The 18,077-nt window shown below is 64.0% G+C and carries 22 protein-coding genes and 1 tRNA gene; 4 read left to right on the top strand and 19 right to left on the bottom strand.

The features are described 5' to 3' along the window. Positions 1-50: 50 nt before the first annotated feature. Positions 51-458 carry a F0F1 ATP synthase subunit epsilon gene (locus CRO46_RS08210; protein WP_097106868.1) on the top strand — a complete coding sequence of 136 codons (408 nt, stop codon included), beginning with the start codon at positions 51-53 and terminating at the stop codon, positions 456-458. Between the two features lie 128 nt (positions 459-586). Here CRO46_RS08210 and CRO46_RS08205 read toward each other — a convergent pair whose 3' ends face one another. From CRO46_RS08205 to CRO46_RS08130, 16 genes are all read right to left on the bottom strand, one after another. After that, a complete protein-coding gene (locus tag CRO46_RS08205) occupies positions 587-1,123 on the bottom strand; it encodes a GNAT family N-acetyltransferase (protein WP_097106867.1) in 537 nt (178 codons plus the stop codon). Continuing rightward, positions 1,116-1,820 carry an aspartate/glutamate racemase family protein gene (locus tag CRO46_RS08200; protein WP_097106865.1) on the bottom strand — a complete coding sequence of 235 codons (705 nt, stop codon included), beginning with the start codon at positions 1,818-1,820 and terminating at the stop codon, positions 1,116-1,118. Before CRO46_RS08200 ends, CRO46_RS08205 begins: the two co-directional genes overlap by 8 nt. Next, positions 1,817-2,353, bottom strand: coding sequence for an RNA pyrophosphohydrolase (locus tag CRO46_RS08195; RefSeq protein ID WP_097106864.1), 537 nt, complete (start codon positions 2,351-2,353; stop codon positions 1,817-1,819). Before CRO46_RS08195 ends, CRO46_RS08200 begins: the two co-directional genes overlap by 4 nt. Before the next feature lie 12 nt (positions 2,354-2,365). After that, positions 2,366-3,610 carry a divergent polysaccharide deacetylase family protein gene (locus tag CRO46_RS08190; RefSeq protein WP_097106863.1) on the bottom strand — a complete coding sequence of 415 codons (1,245 nt, stop codon included), beginning with the start codon at positions 3,608-3,610 and terminating at the stop codon, positions 2,366-2,368. Positions 3,611-3,713: 103 nt separating this feature from the next. After that, positions 3,714-5,036, bottom strand: coding sequence for a S41 family peptidase (locus CRO46_RS08185; protein ID WP_097106861.1), 1,323 nt, complete (start codon positions 5,034-5,036; stop codon positions 3,714-3,716). After that, positions 5,026-6,462, bottom strand: coding sequence for a murein hydrolase activator EnvC family protein (locus tag CRO46_RS08180; protein WP_244577822.1), 1,437 nt, complete (start codon positions 6,460-6,462; stop codon positions 5,026-5,028). Before CRO46_RS08180 ends, CRO46_RS08185 begins: the two co-directional genes overlap by 11 nt. A gap of 117 nt (positions 6,463-6,579) precedes the next feature. After that, positions 6,580-7,062, bottom strand: coding sequence for a 23S rRNA (pseudouridine(1915)-N(3))-methyltransferase RlmH (gene rlmH, locus CRO46_RS08175; protein WP_097106857.1), 483 nt, complete (start codon positions 7,060-7,062; stop codon positions 6,580-6,582). Positions 7,063-7,196: 134 nt separating this feature from the next. Further along, on the bottom strand, positions 7,197-7,637 hold the full coding sequence (gene rsfS / locus CRO46_RS08170; protein ID WP_179759020.1) for a ribosome silencing factor: 441 nt from the start codon (positions 7,635-7,637) through the stop codon (positions 7,197-7,199). Between the two features lie 71 nt (positions 7,638-7,708). Beyond that, on the bottom strand, positions 7,709-8,314 hold the full coding sequence (locus CRO46_RS08165) for a nicotinate-nucleotide adenylyltransferase (RefSeq protein ID WP_097106855.1): 606 nt from the start codon (positions 8,312-8,314) through the stop codon (positions 7,709-7,711). 35 nt (positions 8,315-8,349) lie between these two features. Then, on the bottom strand, positions 8,350-9,633 hold the full coding sequence (locus CRO46_RS08160) for a glutamate-5-semialdehyde dehydrogenase (RefSeq protein WP_097106853.1): 1,284 nt from the start codon (positions 9,631-9,633) through the stop codon (positions 8,350-8,352). Positions 9,634-9,716: 83 nt separating this feature from the next. Next, positions 9,717-10,838: a glutamate 5-kinase gene (gene proB, locus CRO46_RS08155; protein WP_097106852.1), complete on the bottom strand. Its 1,122-nt coding sequence runs from the start codon at positions 10,836-10,838 to the stop codon at positions 9,717-9,719. 2 nt (positions 10,839-10,840) lie between these two features. Then, a complete protein-coding gene (gene obgE, locus CRO46_RS08150) occupies positions 10,841-11,875 on the bottom strand; it encodes a GTPase ObgE (RefSeq protein ID WP_097106850.1) in 1,035 nt (344 codons plus the stop codon). Between the two features lie 135 nt (positions 11,876-12,010). Then, the gene (locus tag CRO46_RS08145) at positions 12,011-12,538 is read right to left on the bottom strand and encodes a DUF3833 family protein (RefSeq protein ID WP_097106848.1); all 528 of its coding nucleotides are present in this window, start codon (positions 12,536-12,538) and stop codon (positions 12,011-12,013) included. A gap of 179 nt (positions 12,539-12,717) precedes the next feature. Further along, complete coding sequence (locus CRO46_RS08140) at positions 12,718-13,407, bottom strand: GNAT family N-acetyltransferase (protein ID WP_097106847.1); 690 nt, start codon at positions 13,405-13,407, stop codon at positions 12,718-12,720. Between the two features lie 129 nt (positions 13,408-13,536). Beyond that, positions 13,537-13,806 (bottom strand): 50S ribosomal protein L27, encoded by a 270-nt coding sequence (rpmA, locus tag CRO46_RS08135; protein ID WP_097106845.1) that lies wholly within the window; start codon positions 13,804-13,806, stop codon positions 13,537-13,539. 78 nt (positions 13,807-13,884) lie between these two features. Then, positions 13,885-14,508: a 50S ribosomal protein L21 gene (locus CRO46_RS08130; RefSeq protein ID WP_097106843.1), complete on the bottom strand. Its 624-nt coding sequence runs from the start codon at positions 14,506-14,508 to the stop codon at positions 13,885-13,887. Between the two features lie 327 nt (positions 14,509-14,835). Here CRO46_RS08130 and CRO46_RS08125 point away from each other — a divergent pair. The 3 genes from CRO46_RS08125 to CRO46_RS08120 all read left to right on the top strand — a co-directional run bounded on the left by CRO46_RS08125 (position 14,836) and on the right by CRO46_RS08120 (position 15,460). After that, a tRNA-Ser gene (locus tag CRO46_RS08125) sits at positions 14,836-14,925 on the top strand. Between the two features lie 136 nt (positions 14,926-15,061). Continuing rightward, the gene (locus CRO46_RS20335; RefSeq protein WP_179758993.1) at positions 15,062-15,259 is read left to right on the top strand and encodes a hypothetical protein; all 198 of its coding nucleotides are present in this window, start codon (positions 15,062-15,064) and stop codon (positions 15,257-15,259) included. Between the two features lie 12 nt (positions 15,260-15,271). Next, on the top strand, positions 15,272-15,460 hold the full coding sequence (locus CRO46_RS08120) for a hypothetical protein (RefSeq protein WP_179758992.1): 189 nt from the start codon (positions 15,272-15,274) through the stop codon (positions 15,458-15,460). Between the two features lie 66 nt (positions 15,461-15,526). On the opposite strand, the gene CRO46_RS08115 is transcribed toward CRO46_RS08120, so the two are convergent. The 3 genes from CRO46_RS08115 to CRO46_RS08105 all read right to left on the bottom strand — a co-directional run bounded on the left by CRO46_RS08115 (position 15,527) and on the right by CRO46_RS08105 (position 18,068). Continuing rightward, positions 15,527-16,765, bottom strand: coding sequence for a penicillin-binding transpeptidase domain-containing protein (locus CRO46_RS08115; RefSeq protein WP_097106842.1), 1,239 nt, complete (start codon positions 16,763-16,765; stop codon positions 15,527-15,529). Further along, positions 16,720-17,622: a biosynthetic peptidoglycan transglycosylase gene (locus CRO46_RS08110; protein WP_143438974.1), complete on the bottom strand. Its 903-nt coding sequence runs from the start codon at positions 17,620-17,622 to the stop codon at positions 16,720-16,722. The genes CRO46_RS08115 and CRO46_RS08110 overlap by 46 nt, the downstream gene beginning before the upstream one ends. 71 nt (positions 17,623-17,693) lie before the next feature. Beyond that, the gene (locus tag CRO46_RS08105; protein ID WP_097106838.1) at positions 17,694-18,068 is read right to left on the bottom strand and encodes a hypothetical protein; all 375 of its coding nucleotides are present in this window, start codon (positions 18,066-18,068) and stop codon (positions 17,694-17,696) included. Positions 18,069-18,077: the final 9 nt, after the last annotated feature.

The following is an 18,077-nucleotide window of genomic DNA, read 5'->3' as shown; positions in this document are numbered from 1 at the left end:
GGACCGGCTTGCGCGGCGCACCCGAACAGCACTGCGATAAAGTGAACGTCATGGCTGACAGCTTCAATTTCGAACTCGTATCTCCCGAGCGGCTGCTCTTGTCGGCATCCGTGACCGAAGTCGTGCTTCCGGGCATGGACGGTGAAATGACGGTGATGGCACATCACGCGCCGACCATGACCACGATCAAGCCCGGTGTCGTCACCGTGGTGACGGCCGAAGGCAAGAGCGACCGGTTTGTGGTGTTTGGCGGCTTTGCCGACATCCTGCCAGAAGGCTGCACCCTGCTGGCAGAATCAGCCGTGGCGGTGTCCGACATCGACCGGGACGACCTTGCTCAGCGGCTGCAGGATGCGCGCGAAGACGTCGCCGATGCTACGACCGATGCGGACAAGCAGAAGGCTCAGGAATATCTCGATCAGCTCACCACGCTGAACGGTGCCATCCTGCCGGCCTGATTAGATCAGCCGGTTCAACGACAAGGCGGTCTTCGGGCCGCCTTTTTTTGTTTGATACGACGGGCCTCCTGCGACAGCGGTGGCATCGCGTGAGTGCCGCGTCTTCGGGAGTCGCGACAGGCCCGCTGTCAGACTGACTGAGCAGGGTTACCGAGCTGGCCAAAGCCCTCTGGAAACTCGAGCTCGCCACTCCAGCCCGAAAGCGAGTCCTCGCTGAGTTCCAGTGCAAGCAGCCTGGCGCCCTGCAGGTTTGTCACTGCGCCATCTGCGGTTCCGGATCGGAAGCCGAACCGGCCATAGTAATCCGGCTGGCCTTGCACGAACACCGATTGCCAGCCCTGCCGGCGGGCGAGGTCAAGGGCATGCCGGACGAGCTCTGTGCCGATCTGCATTTCCCTCCATTCGGGCAATACTGCCAACGGCGCCAGAGCGAGCGCCCCGGCGGGGCCCGACATTGCGACCATAAGGATGTGGCCAATTACCTTGCCGTCAATTTCAGCGACAAGGGAGAGGGTATCCGTGTCCGCGGAGTTCAGCCGTATTTCCGATGATACCGGGTTTGCAGCGCGATAGCTGCGGGCTTCGATCTCGCGGATTGCCGCGTCATCCGCCGGCGTGCTGCGGCGGTAGGTGGCCCTTGTCGCGATACACCTTGTTTCAGGCATAGGAGACCTCCAATGCGCGATGAACAGCTGCCTGGGCGTGCAGCCTGGTGGTATCGTAGTACTGGACGGCGCCGGGTGCGGGCGAGATGATCGTCGTCAGTTCCGAGCAGCCCAGAACGATGGCCTCGGCACCCTTCCTGCAAAGGTCGTCGATCAGCCGAGCCGTGAATTCACGGGATCCGTTGCGCATGATGCCGCGGTCAAGCTCGTCAAAAATGATACGGTCGACCTCAATACGGTCCCTCGGTCCGGGGCAAATCACCTTCGCGCCGGAACTGGCTCCCAGGTGGCGGGAATAGAAATCGCTTTCCATGGTCGCGCGGGTTCCAAGCAGGCCTACGACGCGATGACCGGCCTGGCGGACCTGCGCGCTGGTGACGTCGGAGATGTGCAACAGCTCTATGCCGGCGGCCTCTTCGATCTGTTCGGCGTATCGGTGCATCGAATTGGTCGCAAGGACAAGGAAATCGGCTCCGCCCGCCTTCAGGCTGCGACCTGCTTCGCAAAGGATGGAGACAACGCCACTGCTATCGCCCTTGCTTCCGGCTTCCCTGATGGCGCCGTTGTTGACGGAATGGAGCAGGATCCGCGCAGCGTGATCGCCACCCAGTTCCTTGCGGGTTAATTCGTTGAGCATGCGGTAGTAAAGGGATGTGGATTCCCAGCCGAGGCCACCCAACAACCCGATCAGCTTCATGGCGTCACACCCGCCAGGTGCTCGAAGGCACTGACAACCTTTTCGTAGGCCTTGCGCTTGAAGGGCACGATCAGGCCGGGGAGCTCGTGCATCGACTTCCACTCCCAGGCGTCAAATTCCGGCTGATGGCCGCCTGGGGGCGGGTCGATGCGGATCTCGCTCTCATCGCCGGTAAAGCGCATGGCGAACCAGCGTTGTCTCTGGCCCCGGTATTTGCCTTTCAGGCCGATGCCGATGAGATGACCGGGAAGGTCGTAATCAATCCAGTCGGGCGCTTCTGCAAGCAGGTCCACCGAGCGCATGCCGGTTTCCTCGTAGAGCTCGCGGAGGGCCGCCTGCTGGGGAACTTCATCGGCATCTATGCCACCCTGGGGCATCTGCCAAAGCTGTGGCGAGCCGTCATACTCAGTGTTGCCCTGTGAGATGCGGCGGCCGGTCCAGACCAGGCCATCCTTGTTGAGCACCATGACCCCGACGCACAGACGATAGGGAAGGCTGTCTGCGTCCACAAAGCGTGCATTCTTGCCGGCCATGGCTGTCCCTGCCTATCTCTCCGGGTCGTCGGCCACGGCCGATGCGGAGACTATCTCAATCCCCCGCGCCTTGGCTTCCTCGGCCCAGTTGGCGATAGCGTCGACGCTCACCTCGAAGGCCGAGGCCACCCCCATCGCGGTTCCATTTCGCCTGGCGATGCGTTCCAGCTCGTCCAGCTTGGAAAGAATGTAGCCCCGCTCCTGGGTGGCGTCGAGTACCAGGTCGGAGGCAGCGAAGGGTATTCCCAGCGTTTTGGCGAATTGGCCGGTCAGCGATTGGGCGGACGTCCCGTCATCGACGAACATGAGGCCACGCTCGGCAAGGTCACGCATTACTGGTTCCAGCGCATCGGGATCGGCCAGAAAACGCCCTCCCATGAAATTGGTGATGCCGGTGTAATTGGTGATCCGCGCCATGGCCGTGTGCAGATCGGCGAGATTGCCGCTGGCACCGGCTGCGACGGTGAGGGTTCCCGCACCGGGGTCATTATTGGGGTAATCGAAAGGTTCGAACGGGATCTGAAGCAGGATCTCGTGGCCCTGCCTGCGGGCCTCCTGCATCCAGCGTTGCAGGCTGTTGCCATTGGAGGCGAAGGCCAAGGTGATTTCTTCGGGCAGGGTCCGGATCGCATATTGCGAGCCGGTCTGGCTCAGGCCGAGCCCGCCGACGATGATCACCACGCGGGCGCCACGGGCGCCGGACCAGGGCCGGGCGTAGATGTCAAAGGCACGCTCGCCATTGGCGCCACGCACTGGCAAGGGGCCCTGCGGCGTGTCTTCAAGGATTGTGGGATCCGGCAAGTGGGCCAGATGGGAGCTCTGGCCGACCCGGCCGGGCGGGGTGAGCAGGACCGGACGGTTGTCGGGCCGCTTGACCGGGGTGATCTTGTTGATCTCGTCGCCATCATTGCCCAGTGTCGTCGCAACCTCAGCACCCGACTGGCCATGAAGCGATTTCATGCTGCCTTCGGTCCCGGCTTGGGGAGGGTCAGCACTGGAATGTTCGCTGGAAATCTCAGGATCGGAGGGCGGGTCTGCCGCGGCCGGCGTCGTGGCTTCGGACCGCTCAAGCATCACCACGGTGTCTCCGGTCTCGATGTGAGAACCGGAATAGGCAATCCAGGCGGCTCCACCAATCAAGGTGGAAACCGCAATCGTGGCGAGCACTGCAATTGGCCAGCGCCGGCCTGATCCGCGGCCCGGCTTTTTCCCCGGCTTCAGGTGCTGTCCCAGCGGTTGATGGATCTTGTCGCCCACGATTTCTAGTCCGAACCCCGATACGGCCTGATTGAATCAGTCCGCCGCCCCGCATGCAAGCCAGCAGAGCTGGTACAGGCCGGGCGGCGGAACCAAGCAGCGGTCAGTTCTTGATGGCGGCCTGGTCGGGGCTGGGCGGGAAGGCCGGATCGGTCTTGTTGCCGCGCAGCAGATCCAGCGCATAGCCGAGCTGGACATCGTCTTCCGGATCCGGCGGCACATAGGCGATCGAACCCGAGCCCTCGTCATCCTCGTTCTCGCCCTGGATATGGCCGCGAAGTTCGCTTTCGCCGGATGGCTTCACCCGCCCGCGCAACTCCTCAGGCACCGGCTCCTCGACACGGATATCGGGCTTGATGCCGGTGCCCTGGATCGAGGTGCCTGACGGCGTGTAGTAGAGTGCCGTGGTCAGGCGGAGAGCGGTTTTCGCATCCAGCGGGATGATGGTCTGGACCGATCCCTTGCCGAAAGAGCGTGTGCCCAGGATGGTGGCGCGCTTGTGATCCTGCAGCGCCCCGGCGACGATTTCCGAGGCAGAGGCGGAGCCGCCATTGATCAGCACGATGACCGGTTTGCCGCCGACCAGGTCTCCGGGGCGGGAGTTGAAGCGGCGGGTTTCTTCCGGATTGCGGCCGCGGGTGGAAACGATCTCGCCACGGTCGAGGAAGGCGTCGGAGACGCTGATTGCCTGATCGAGCAGGCCGCCGGGATTGAGGCGGAGGTCAAGCACAAAGCCCTTGAGCTTTTTCTTGCCGACTTCATCGGTGATCTTCTCGATCGCATCGGCGAGATCGTCGTAGGTCTTCTCGGTGAAGGAAATCACCCGCAGGTAACCGACGTCCTCCTCGACCCGGTAGCGCACGGCCTTGACCGAGATGATGTCGCGGACGACCTTGATCTTGATCGGCTGGTCGGCGCCCTCGCGCAGCACCGTCAGTTCGATGGCGGTGTTGACCGGGCCGCGCATCCTGTCGACCGCTTCGCCGAGCGACAGTCCGCGCACGGCCTCGCCGTCAATTTCGGAGATCAGGTCGCCGGCCAGAACGCCCGCGCGCGCAGCGGGTGTGTCGTCGATCGGGGTGATGACCTTGACCAGCTCGTCCTCCATCGTGACCTCGATGCCGAGACCGCCGAATTCGCCACGGGTCTGGGTCCGCATGTCATCGGCGGCTTCCTGGTTGAGGTAGCTCGAATGCGGATCGAGCGAGGTCAGCATGCCGTTGATGGCGTTTTCGATCAGCTTGTCCTCTTCAGGCGGCGTCACATATTGCGCGCGCACGCGTTCGAACACGTTGCCGAAGATGGCAAGCTGCCGGTAGGTCTCGGTTCCGGCCGCATTGGCGGAGCCATCATAGGAGTTGATCGCGCTCACTGCAGTTGCGCCCATCAATGCGCCAACCGCGAGAAGTGTCACCTTACGTATCATTGCTTGCCTTTCTCGAAGACATATCGTCTTTCCACCACGATCGCGGGTCCACCGGTTGACCGTTTTTTCTGATCTCAATGTAGAGCGTCGGACGCTCCGATGCCAGCGACAAAGCCGCCGAACCTGCAAATCTCGTCTGTCCCATCGCCGCCAAAGGTTCTCCGGCGACGACGAAGCTGCCGGCCGCGACCTTGATGGTTTCCATTCCGGCCAACACCAGATGGTGATTTTCGCCGGTGTCGATGATTACCATCTGGCCATAGCTGCGGAACGGTCCGGCATAGGCGATCCAACCGTCAGCTGGAGCCACAACCGTCGCGCCCTTGTCTGTGGCGAGGACTTGGCCGGCCAGCATGTGCCCGGTGCCGTCGTCGGTCCCGAAATGGCGTACCGTCTCGCCCTCAACCGGGAGCGGCAGGCTCCGGGTCAGCTTCGAGAATGCATATGCGGGCATAATGCGGTTTTTGTCGGGCACGGCCACCGCGGCAAAGGCGCGGGCCCGCTCCAGGCGCTCTGCCAGTTGCCGCTGCCGCTCTTCTTCGGCCTTGCGGGCAGCCTCCGCCGCCTCCCTGAGCGAGACGATCTCTCCGGCCAAAGTGGCTATGACCGCTTCGAGTTCGCTCGAGCGGACCGAAAGCGCTTCGGCGCGTTGGCGTTCACGCTCGAGCCGCCGCCGGCTCTGCTCGTGAAGCGCCGCCTTTTCCGAGGCAAGGCGGGCGAGCCGCTCTTCCTCCTCGGAATTTTCGGCAAGTGCGGCAGCGAGCGACACCCGTTCGGAAGCAATCGCCTGACGCAGGGCTGTCAGTTCCTTCAGGTCGGCCGCCAGTGCCTGGGTCTCGGCCCGGATTTCCGGCACCACGGCGCCCAGCAGGATGGCGCTGCGAACTGAAGACAACGCGTCCTCGGGATTGACCAACAGGGCAGGTGGCGGATCCCGCCCGATCCGCTGGAGTGCGGCAAGAACCTCGGCCAGCACCGACCTGCGCGCGACGAGAGAAAGCCGCACGGCTTCCTGACGTTCGGACAGGCCGGTCATGGTCTGCTCGCCGGCGGCAATCCGCTGGTCGAGTTCAGCCCTGCGCGCAGCGGTTTCGGCGATCTTGCGATCAAGCTCCTGCTGGTCGGCGCGAAGCGCTGCAATGTCGGCCTCCAGAGCCGAGAGCGCCCTGGCTGCAAGAGCTGCCTGTTCGGCGACCGAACGCAGTTCCAGCTGGCTTGCTTGCTGTTCCTGTTCCAGTTCAGCGGCGACGCCGCTCGAGTCGGGCTCGCTCGCATCGGTCGCGCGAGCGGGTACCGCGTTGCAGGTCAGCAAGGGAAAGGCAATCGCCAGAGCCAGAACAGACACTCGAATGATCCGATCGAGGCGCATGCGGACGGCTGCCATTGCCGCGCCGGAGCAGGGGTGCACGATTCGGGAGCTCTTCATCGAATCACCCTATCGAATTCCGCGTTAAAGCTCCATGATCCATATTGTCGCCGAAGGTCAATTCTCCGCGAGCGCGGGAGCCGGACCGGCCGCTTGCAAGGCCTGAGTCTGCGGCGCTCAGGCGCGATGATAGGGGTGACCGGAGAGGATCGTTGCCGCGCGGTAGAGCTGTTCTGCGGCCATGATCCGGACCAGCTGGTGCGGCCAGGTCATGCGGCCGAAACAGATGACCGCGTCGGCTTTTGCGTGAAGCTCCGGATCCAGCCCGTCGGCGCCGCCGATGGCGATGACGAGATCGCGGCGGCCATCATCGCGCAGCCGTGCGAGCATGTCGGCGAAACCGGGCGAATCGGGGGTCTTGCCGCGCTCATCGAGAAGGATCAGCGCCGCGCCATCGGGAATTGAGCGGATCAGCTGGGCGGCCTCTTCCTTCTTGCGCAAATCCGCGGTGGCGGCACGGCTTTCGGCGATTTCGGTGGTTCTCGCGAAATCGAGGCCGAGCGCGCCACCCGATTTGGCGAAACGGTCCAGATAGCGGCTCGACAGCTCGCTTTCGGGACCGGATTTGAGCCGTCCGACGGCAAACAGTGTGATGCGCATTGGAACCGTGTCTTTTGTCTTCAGATCAGCGCGACAGACACCCTGCCGCCCCGCCTGAAAGCACCGGGCGGCGTCCAACCTGATCGTCAAAACCAGCCGGCCTGAGACCCGGGCGGGCGATCAGGCCGAGTTGGTCAGTGCAGCTTTCCGTCGTCGATGTCGGGGGTCTGCCACATCTTTTCGATGTTGTAGAACTCCCTGATTTCGGGACGGAAAACATGGATGATGACATCGCCAGCATCAATCAGCACCCAATCGCCGGTCGCCAGACCCTCGACCCGCGGAGCGCCGAAATCGGCATCCTTGAGTTCGCTGATCAGCCGATCGCAGATCGAGGCAACATGGCGGCTCGAGCGGCCGGAGGCCACAACCATGTGGTCGCCCAGCGCCGACTTGCCTGCAATGTCGATGGCTACGATGTCTTCTGCCTTGGAGTCCGCCAAGCTGTCGCGGACCAGTGTAAGCTGACGCAGAGCGGAAGGTTCACCGCGTCCCGTCGCCCGGGAGAAACCGTCCTTGACGTTTCTCTTCGTGTGTTCTGTTCTCAGAGTGGTTCCTTTCCGTGTCCTGAACAGTCCAGCAAGCGCGCCAAATCATCAAGCGGATTGCGGCGCAACATGAAGATAGTCACGGAGCATGCGGTTTTTCAAGATCTGGCAGGTTTATTCGTGGCGCGGGCGCTGCGGATGGCGCTTGACGAGAGCGAGGAGCGGGGGCCGTGAATGAAGGTCCAGGCCGGCGCTCGGAGAAACGGCAGCAGTGCCGCATGGTTTTCATCGACGCGGGCATGGCTGAAGGCCTTGGCCATCTTCGATGACAGGTAGGCAAGGGTGGAACCAGGCCTGTCGATCACCGCGATCGGGAAGGTTTCGGCGATGGCGCGCCAGTCCTGCCACTTGTGGAACTGGCGCAGATTGTCCGCCCCCATGATCCAGACGAAATGAATGCCGGGATTGCGCAGCTTGACGAAGGCCAAGGTCTGGGCGGTGTAGTGCAGGTCATGCGCCGCCTCGAAGGCGGTGATCTTGACCTTCGGACCCGGCGCCATCCGGCGGCTCAGCTCGACACGCTCGCCCAGGCCTGCGAGGTCATTGTGACTCTTGAGCGGGTTGCCCGGCGTGACCATCCACCAGAGCTGATCAAGGCCGAGGCGGCGCAGCGCAATCTCCGCGACCAGCTGATGACCCTGGTGCGGCGGGTTGAAGGACCCGCCAAACAGGCCGACCGTCATGCCCCGCTCGACATGGGGCATCTTCAGGTAGGATGGGGTTAGGGATGGCTTTTCGCTCAAGGCCGGATCTGGCCCGTGCCGTGCACCTGGTACTTGAACGAGGTCAGCTGCTCGACACCGACGGGTCCGCGTGCATGCATCTTGCCGGTGGCGATGCCGATCTCGGCACCCATGCCGAATTCACCGCCATCGGCAAACTGGGTCGACGCGTTGTGCAACAGGATGGCGGAATCAACTTGCGTGAAGAAGCGTTCGACGACGGCCGGGTCCTCGGCAATCACAGCTTCGGTGTGGCTCGACGACCACTGGGCAATATGTGCAATGGCACCGTCGATGCCGTCAACAAAGCGTGCGGCGATGATGGCGTCGAGATATTCGGTGCGCCAGTCGTCTTCGCTGGCAAGCGTGGCCTCGGGCAAAAGCGCCATTACCGCGTTGTCGCCGTGAACGGCGCAGCCGGCTGCCGCCAGATCGGCAAGGATAGCGGCTGCCACCATGCGGTCCATGGCACTGTCGAGCAGCAGGGTTTCGGCGGCGCCGCAGATGCCGGTGCGGCGCATCTTGGCGTTGACCACGATGCGCCGCGCCATCGCGGCATCGGCGGACTTGTCGACATAGATGTGGCACAGGCCTTCGAGATGGGCGAAGACCGGCACCCGGGCATCGGCCTGCACGCGTGCGACCAGGCTCTTGCCTCCGCGCGGAACGATAACGTCGACGGTGCCGTTCAGGCCGCTGAGCAGTTCGCCGACGGCGGCACGGTCAGAGACCGGGATCATCTGGATGGCGTCGGCGGGCAGGCCGGCGCTTTCCAGTCCTTCGGTGAGGCAGGCATGGATGGCGCGGGAGGAATGAAACGAATCCGACCCGCCGCGCAGGATGACGGCATTGCCGGCCTTCAGGCACAAGGCGCCGGCGTCGGCGGTGACATTGGGACGGCTTTCATAGATGACGCCGATGACGCCCAGGGGCGTGCGGACGCGTTCGATCTTGAGACCATTTGGACGGTCCCAAGCGGCAATCACATCGCCGACGGGATCAGCCAGGGCGGCGATGGCGCGGATGCCTTCGACGATACCGTCGATGCGGCTGTCATCGAGCTTGAGACGATCCACGAAGGATGCCGCCATGCTGCTTTTCAGCGCGGCGTCGACATCAAGCGCATTGGCGTCGAGGATGTCCTTGCGGCGCGCGGAAATCGCATCGGCCATGGCGTTCAGCGCCGCGTTCTTCCGATCGGTTGACGCAATCGCAAGCGGTCGCGCGGCAGCTTTCGCCCGGCGGCCGATCTCGGCCATCAACGTTGCGATGTCTGCTTTGCTCTCGGTCTTGTCGAGCATGGTGGTACTCCGGGCTTGCGATCAGGCAGGTTTCTTACGCAATCGGGGTGACGCCGTAAAGCGGCGACGCGTTTGTGGCGTTCTCAACCAATCACCATGTCGTCGCGGTGGATCATGGCGGCACGGCCGGAATACCCCAGGATGGCCTCGATTTCGGCCGATTTGCGCCCGGCAATGCGCCGGGCTTCATCGGAATCATAGCCGGACAGGCCACGGGCGATTTCACGGCCCGATGGATCGCAGACCGCTACCGGGTCGCCGCGATGAAACTCGCCACTGACGGTCCTGACGCCGGCCGGCAGCAGGCTCTTGCCGGAGCGCAACGCCTTTTCAGCGCCGGCATCGATGGTCAGCCTGCCGGCAGGGTCGAGTTGCCCCGCGATCCAGATCTTGCGCGCCGATTGCGGTGTGCCCGAAGGCTGGAACCAGCTTGAACGCGCGCCCCTGTCGATGGCCGACAGCGGGTGATCGGTCTTGCCCGATGCGATGATCATGGCGCAGCCCGCGCCGGTGGCGATCTTGCCGGCTTCGATCTTGGTCTTCATGCCGCCGCGTGACAGCTCGGAACCGGCATCGCCGGCCATCGCCTCGATTTCCGGGGTGATGGCATCGATGGTTTCGAGAAAACGCGCATCGGGGTCGAGATGTGGCGGGGCGGTGTAGAGCCCGTCGATGTCGGACATCAGCACCAGGAGGTCGGCGCCTGCCATGGTGGCGACGCGGGCAGCCAGCCGGTCATTGTCGCCATAGCGGATCTCGCTGGTGGCGACGGTGTCGTTTTCGTTGATGATCGGCACCGCGCCGTGCCGCATCAGCTCGGCCATGGTGGCGCGCGCATTAAGGTAGCGGCGGCGCTCTTCGGTGTCTCCGAGGGTGAGAAGAATCTGTCCGGCAACGATACCATGCGTGGAGAGGCTGGCCGACCAGGCCCGCGCCAGTGCAATCTGGCCGACGGCTGCAGCGGCCTGGCTTTCCTCCAGGCGCAGTGCGCCGCCGGGCAGGCCGAGCACGGTGCGGCCCATGGCGATGGCGCCGGAAGACACCGCCAGAACTTCCGCTCCGGTTTGTTTCAGTTCGGCGATGTCGCTGCAGAGTGATTCGAGCCAGGCGGCCTTCAACCCGCTGTTGCGGTCGACCAGCAGCGCCGAGCCAATCTTGATGACAATGCGCTTGTGCGCGGAAACAGGCTTGCGGTGCGCGGACATGGTCAGTCTTTCTTGCCGTCCGCCCCGTCCGCCTCGGCGTCTTCGGCTTTCGAGCCTACGATAATGTCGCGCAATGCCCGAAGCCCGCCGGTCATGCCTTCACCGGTGATGGCGGAGATCTCGTAAGGCGCACGGCCGGCGGCCTTCTTGAGGGCCCGGACCTTGTTGGCGCGCTCTTCGGCGTCGACCACATCAACCTGGCTCAGCGCTACGATCTCGGGTTTTTCGGCGATGCCATGGCCATAAGCCTCGAGTTCGTGACGGACGGTCCTGTAGGCCTGGGCGACATCTTCCTCAAGCGCGGAGACCAGGTGCAAGAGCACCCGTGTGCGCTCGACATGGCCAAGAAAGCGGTCGCCGATGCCGACGCCTTCATGGGCGCCCTCGATCAGGCCGGGAATGTCGGCAAGCACGAATTCGCGACCATCAATGGTGGCCACACCGAGATTGGGGTGCAACGTGGTGAATGGGTAATTGGCGATCTTCGGCCGCGCCCGGGTAACGGAAGCAAGAAAGGTCGACTTGCCGGCGTTGGGCAGGCCGACGAGGCCGGCGTCGGCAATCAGCTTGAGCCGCAGCCAGATGGTCTTTTCCTGACCCGCAAGGCCGGGATTGGCATGGCGCGGCGCCTGGTTGGTGGCAGATTTGAAATGTGCGTTGCCGAAGCCGCCATTGCCGCCGACGGCAATGCGGTAGCGCTGGCCGACCTCTGTCAGGTCGCAGATCAGGGTCTCGTTGTCTTCCTCGAAGACCTGGGTGCCCGCGGGCACTTTCAAGGTGACACTGTCGCCGCCCGCACCGGTGCGGTTGCGGCCCATGCCATGGCCGCCGGTCTTGGCCTTGAAATGCTGCTGGAAGCGGTAGTCGATCAGCGTGTTGAGCCCGTCGACGGCCTCGACCCAGACGTCGCCGCCGCGGCCGCCGTCGCCGCCGTCGGGCCCGCCGAACTCGATGTACTTCTCACGCCGGAACGAGACGCTGCCTGCGCCGCCGTCGCCGGAGCGGATATAGACCTTGGTTTCGTCGAGGAACTTCATCTCAGTACCGATCCGGGCTTGTAACGCGTTCAGCCGGACTGGCGGAGCCTCCGGCTTTGGCCGCATCGATAAACGCCCTGCGACGTAAGGTCAAAGCCTATTGCGGTCATTGTTGAAGGTTCCGGCCCGTGTCTGTCAGGGTTTGATGGCCTTGGCGCCCTCAAGCGTCGGCGCGAAATTGACCCGGACACGGGCGATCGGCAGGGCGAACTTGGTCACCAGGGCGGTGTTGCGCAAGGTGCCGTCGTCCTTGAGCACCAGCTTGTCGTGGAAGCGGACAATGTTGGGCTCGCCACCGGGATTGAGATCCACCCGGTAGGTGAAGCGAGCGGTGTTGCCCGACAGGCGCACCGTGGTTTCGCCGAGCACATCTTCTCGGGTGCCGGAATAGGTGTGGGGTCCGGTGCGGGTGAAGATCCAGGTCTTGGTGTCGCGCTCGCCGTCGTCGTAGCGGAAATCCTCCCGCAATGTCAGCACCTTGCCGCGCACTTTGCCGGTCAGATCGACACGGAAGCTGCGGCTCAGCCCGGTGATGGCGCCGAAAGAACCATAAGCATAGGTCTTGCCTTCGAAGAAGTCCTCGAGCCGGAGATCGGCTGCGTGGGCTGGCGCCGATACAAGTGCGGCAAAAACTGTGAGTGCAAGAGGGCGCAGAAGGGTCATGGCTCATTCCTTTTGGGAAACATGACCCTTCTACGCCGCCCGGAGGCTTGCGGATTGCTCCGGCAGGCCGGTTTTCTACGGCCCCGCGGATCCAATCGTATGCGCGGCGCTGTAGCACTCTGAAATGACGCGTGTAGGTTCTCGTTCAAATGACTCCATCTGAACGCGACATGCATGAGTCAGCTTCGGCCAGACCGGTGCTCGTTTGACCAGCTGATCAGCGAGACCCAGGTCTTGCGGTCGAGCCGGAACCATTCGACCGCGGCACTGGCATTGATGGCCAGCACGTTGATCATGCCGGTGCCCTGAAACTGGAAGCCGCTTTTCTGCAGCACCCGCCGCGATGCCGGGTTGATGACCCGGCAACGGGCGTCGATATGTTCGATGTCGCGGGTGCGGAAGGCCATGTCGACGAGCGCATGCACGGCTTGCGTGGCGATGCCCTGGCCCCAGAACGGCTCTCCGACCCAGTAGCCCAGTTCCAGCGCCTTGCCATCCGCCGATCTCTCCAGCGAACAGCAGCCCTGCAGTTTGCCGGTTTCGGCTTCGGTAATCGCGTAGACGCAATTGCCATTCCCGCGTTTGGCGGCGTTTCGCACAAAGGTCTCGGCGTCCGCGCGGGTATAGGGATGCGGGATGCGGGACACCATTGTGGCGATGGCCGGGTTATCGGCGAGAATGGCAATTGCGTCGATGTCCTCGGCATGGGGTGCGCGCAGGACCAGGTTTTCGGTCAGGAGAACGGGGCAATCGAATCTCGATGCTGCCTCTTCGAACCGTTCAGTGTCGCTCGCGCTTATACAGTCGCTGAGATTGTCTCTGGGGGCCCAAGCACTGTCGCTGGGGCTCAAACTTGTGTCCTGTCTCATGATCGTTCTCCGGTTTGGAACAAAGAAAAAGGGGAGATGGCGCCCCATCTCCCCTTTTTGTCCGGTTTCCCGGAGGATGCCTGCAAGGGCCGGGTCGATGAGACGCCGGCCTGCAAAACGCGATCCGGCTTACTCCGCTGCTTCGGCTTTCGCCACAACGGACACATAGGTTCGGCCGTTGGCTGTCTTGCGAAAGTCAACATTGCCCGGCTGTACGGCGAAAATGGTGTGATCCTTGCCAATGCCGACGCCGGTGCCCGGATGCCACTTGGTTCCGCGCTGACGAATGATGATGTTGCCTGCAATCACAGCTTCGCCGCCGAACTTCTTGACGCCGAGGCGCTTGGAGTTCGAATCGCGACCGTTACGTGTGGAACCGCCAGCTTTTTTGTGTGCCATGGGTCTGCTCCTGTTTCCGCCTCAAGGGCGATTGTCTGTTTGCGGCCTGGTGCCGCCAGGGCCCGAACGGGCGGTTGATTACTTCGCGAGTGCCTTGGCCTGCTCACGCCAGTCAGAGATCTGGTCGGCGCTGAACGGCATGGCTTCCTCCATGCGGGTGATGTCCTTGTCGCTCAGCTTGGCGACTTGGGCAAAGGTGGTGATGCCCTGCTCGTTGAGCTGACCGGCTGCGACCGGGCCGATGCCCTTGATCTTGGTCAGGTTGTCGCCCTTGCCTTCCGGCGCGGTGAACAGCGGCGCTGCGGATGCGGCGGCTTCGGCCTTGGCAGGAGCTTCTGCCTTGGGTGCAGCTTCCTTCTTCGGAGCGGCCTTCTTCGACGGCTTGGCGCCACCGGTCAGGATGTCGGTGATCTTGACGACAGTCTGGTGCTGACGGTGACCGCGAATGCGCTTGGAGTTCTGACGGCGGCGCTTCTTGAACGCGAACACCTTGCGTGCACGGCCCTGCTCGACAACCTCGGCAACAACCATGGCGCCTTCGACGAAAGGTGCGCCAACGGATGCGCCGGCGCCTTCGCCGACCATGAGAACTTCGGTGAACTCGACGGAATCGCCGGCGGCGCCCTCGAGCTTCTCGATTGTCAGAACGTCATTGGCAGCGACGCGGTACTGCTTGCCACCGGTTTTAATGACTGCGAACATCTTTTGTCCTTTCGTGTTCGTCCGGCTCTCACCATTCTGGTGGGCCGTCTTTTTGCCAGTCGGAGTGATCGGACGGTCCGTTTCCGGATGACCGGGTGAAGCCCGAAGCGGGGCCGGCTGTTTCCGGATTTCCCATTCAAAGGCCAACGGCGCAGGAAGCCCCACGCCGCATTCGGCTCGCGGGATACGTCAGACAGGTCGATGAGTCAAGCCAAATTGGCTGTCCGGCGCGGTTTCCGGGCCAGAAGGCAAACTTACCCCTTGTGCAAGCCGCTCTCCTTGGTTATGGAGGCGACCGCGCACTGATGATGCGCCGACCAAAGACGCGGAGAGGTGGCTGAGTGGTCGAAAGTACCGCACTCGAAATGCGGCGTGGGGGCAACTCCACCGTGGGTTCGAATCCCACCCTCTCCGCCATTCTTGCCAGCGCCTTGCCTGCCATCCAATCAAACAGCCTTCGCCCCGTGGCCGTGTATGCGGCTGTTCCCGGCGCGTGAACATGTTCAAGCCGTTGTCGTGTGTGTGCCATGGGCAAGGTGCGTGATGCTCCGAGGTGCCGGTGCGCAGAATCGAGAACCTGCATTTCGATGAGGCCTGGCTGCCGCATGCGGCGTTCCATCCTTTCGATGCGAGTTCCCATTCGATGGGACGCAAGCCCGCGCTGCTGCTGATGAATTCGGCGGCCCATGCGGCGCTCACTTTCCACAAGCTCTTTGTCGGCATCCTGATAGCGGCCGGCTCACTCGTGTGAAATTCGGCACCGGTGGCGCTGTTTTTCGGCACTGTCGGGGCGAACTCCGTGGTCACCGCAATCCACATCGAAGACCGCGAGCTCAGATGCGCCGGTGTCGGCGGAGGCTCGAATGTGCCGCTCGGCCTTGTTTCGCTAACCGAAAACCTGATGATGGTGCTGATGGGAATCTGGATGCTGGCCAGGGCGGCCCTGCGGTGATCACGCCATCTCCGCGCCCGGATGCGATCGGACCCCGTGGCGCGAATAACCGTTGCTCTCCAACCCTTACGCAACCGGCAGGACCTGTTCCGTCGGGCCTGTGCCCTCAAACTCGCCGGCCCATGAGGCGGACAGCCGCGGCTGATCACCGTGTGCAGAGCTTGCGCGATCCCCTGTAGGGCTGGAATGTGCAGTCGGAAGCGCGGAACGAGCGGTAGTGGCGCCTGCAGGCTTCGACATTGCAGACCTGACCAGTGGCAGCGGAACTGTCGCCAGTACTCCCGGCGACCACGGATTGGCCCGGATACTCCTCGTCTCCGGGTTCCGGCACCGCCGCCCCCCCCCGTCTGTGGGTCGGCGCGCAGCATGAAGTCGCGCCAGATCCGGGCTGGCAAGTCGCCGCCGGCAATGGCGTCGAGCGGCGCGTTGTCGTCGCGCCCGATCCAGACCCCGGCCACGAGGCTGCCTGTCCAGCCGATGAACAGCGCGTCGCGGAAGTCCTGACTGGTGCCGGTCTTGCCGAGCGCGCCACCGGGCAGCGCGGCCGCCTGGCCGGTACCCGCGTTCACGACACCCGCCAGGAGCATGGCCATGTCCATCGCGCGCGGCGAGCAGCGCGGCGGTGCGGTCGGTCACGGGCGGTTCGGGCCAGCGGAAGGCCAGCAACGTACCGTCGCCCCGTGGGTCGACGCCGGAGATCCCACGCGCTTTGACGGGCATCATACCGCTGGCGATCGAAGCATAGGCCTCCACCATATCGAGCAGCGCCACGCCGGACGCGCCCAGCGCCAGTGCCGGGGTTTCGCTCAGTTCCGCCTCGATGCCCAGCGCGCGGGCGGTCTCCGCGACCTCGTTCAGCCCGACAGTGAGCGCAAGGCGCACCGCCGCGGTGTTTAGCGATCGCGCGAAGGCTTCCGCTGCGGTAACGCGGCCGCGATAGCGATCGTCAAAGTTGCGCGGCGCGTAGCCGTCGATTTCCAGCGGCGCATCCTCGATAACATCTTCCGGCGCAAGGCCCTGCGCCAGTGCGGCGAAGTAGACAAATGTCTTGAAGGTCGAGCCCGGCGACCGCAGTGCCTTCGTCGCGCGGTTGTACTGGCTTTCCGCGTAGTCGCGTCCGCCGACCATCGAAACCACCTGACCATTCGGACGCATCGCGACGAGCGCAACTTCCGCATCGGGTCCCGCCTCGCCAATCAGTCCGGCGACAGCCTCCTCGGCTGCCTTCTGCAGCTCCGCGTCCAGCGAGGTGCGCAGCGTCACAACCCCGTCGAAACCGATGGCCAGGCGATCCGCCTCTTCCACCAGCCAGTCGGCGAACCAGCCGCCATAGCCGTCCCGCTCGTTCGCCTCGGGCGCCAGCGTGGCCAGCTCTGCGCTCGCCGCATCGGCTTCCGCGGGAGAAATCCGTTCCTGTGCCCCATCAGGTCGAGGACGAGCGCCGCCCGCTCACGCAGTGCGGCGGGATTGGAGCGCGGATTGACAGTGGAGGGCGTCCGGATCGTCGCTGCCAGGGCAGCCGCCTGCGCAGTGCTTACTTCGGAAAGCTCCACATCAAAATAGATGCGGGCCGCGGCGGGCATGCCGGTGGCCCCCGAGCCCATATAGACGGCATTCAGGTAGCGGGTGAGGATCTGGTCCTTGGTCTGCGCCCGTTCGAGCTGCAGCGCCAGCGCGATCTCCTGCAGTTTGCGGCTGAATGTCCGCTCCGGTTCGAGGTAGCTGATCTTGACCAGCTGCTGTGTGAGCGTCGACCCGCCCTCCACCACCTCGCCTGCGAGCAGGTTGCGCCAGCCTGCCCTGAGGATATCCCGCAGGTCGAAACCGGAATGCTCGCGGAACCGCTGGTCTTCGACGGCGAGCACCGCCTGCCGGACCACGTCAGGGATGGCCTCGCTGGCCGCATATTCGGACGGGACGCCGCCGCGCACCAGAAGCGGTCCGCCATCGGCGTCGGTGAAGACGATCCGCCGGTCGGCCGTTTCCTGAACGGCGTCGAGATCGGGCAGTTGTGACAGCACGGAGACCAAGAGCACGATCACCGCCAGGAGCGGCAGGCCAAGACCGGCGATCAAGGCCCAGCGCGCAGGGCGCCAGGTCGGTGCCTCGGGCGCGGGACCGGCGGCGTTGCGGGCGCGCCGCATCCGCCAGGCTCGCGCCACGACTTTTGCCCGGCCGGCCGCTTCTCCGCTCCACCACTGCAGCCGGCACGCGCCCTGCCTCGCCTCTCGCATCAGGGTGGACCCACGGTCGGCGGCCAGTCGTCCCGCCCTATCCGCGAGCCGCGACGCCTCGCGGGCGAGCGCAGCCGCGACGCCTCGCGGGCGAGCGCAGCCGCGAAGGCGCGCGACGCATCACGCAGCTCCGGTTCCCCGGAGGAGCGATTGGCGTCGTCCGGTCGCTCCTTCATGCGCAGCTCCTTCGTCGCATCACCTGTCGGGGCGACAGTTCTGCCGGTTCGACCCGGTGTGTAAAGCGCCATGTCGTCCGGATAAGGCTGTTCCCGGCACGTGATCATCTTCAAGCCATTGTCGTGTGTGCTATAGGCATAGGACTTGATGCCGATACGCCGTGTTCGCGAAGTCTCGCGGGTGCCGGTGCGCTGCATCCTGCATGT

The organism is Parahoeflea halophila, from assembly GCF_900220985.1.
In the GTDB taxonomy this organism is placed as follows: Bacteria; Pseudomonadota; Alphaproteobacteria; order Rhizobiales; family Rhizobiaceae; genus Hoeflea; species Hoeflea halophila.
Note: the sequence above shows the minus strand (reverse complement) of the source record. Positions and strands in the feature narration are given on the sequence as shown.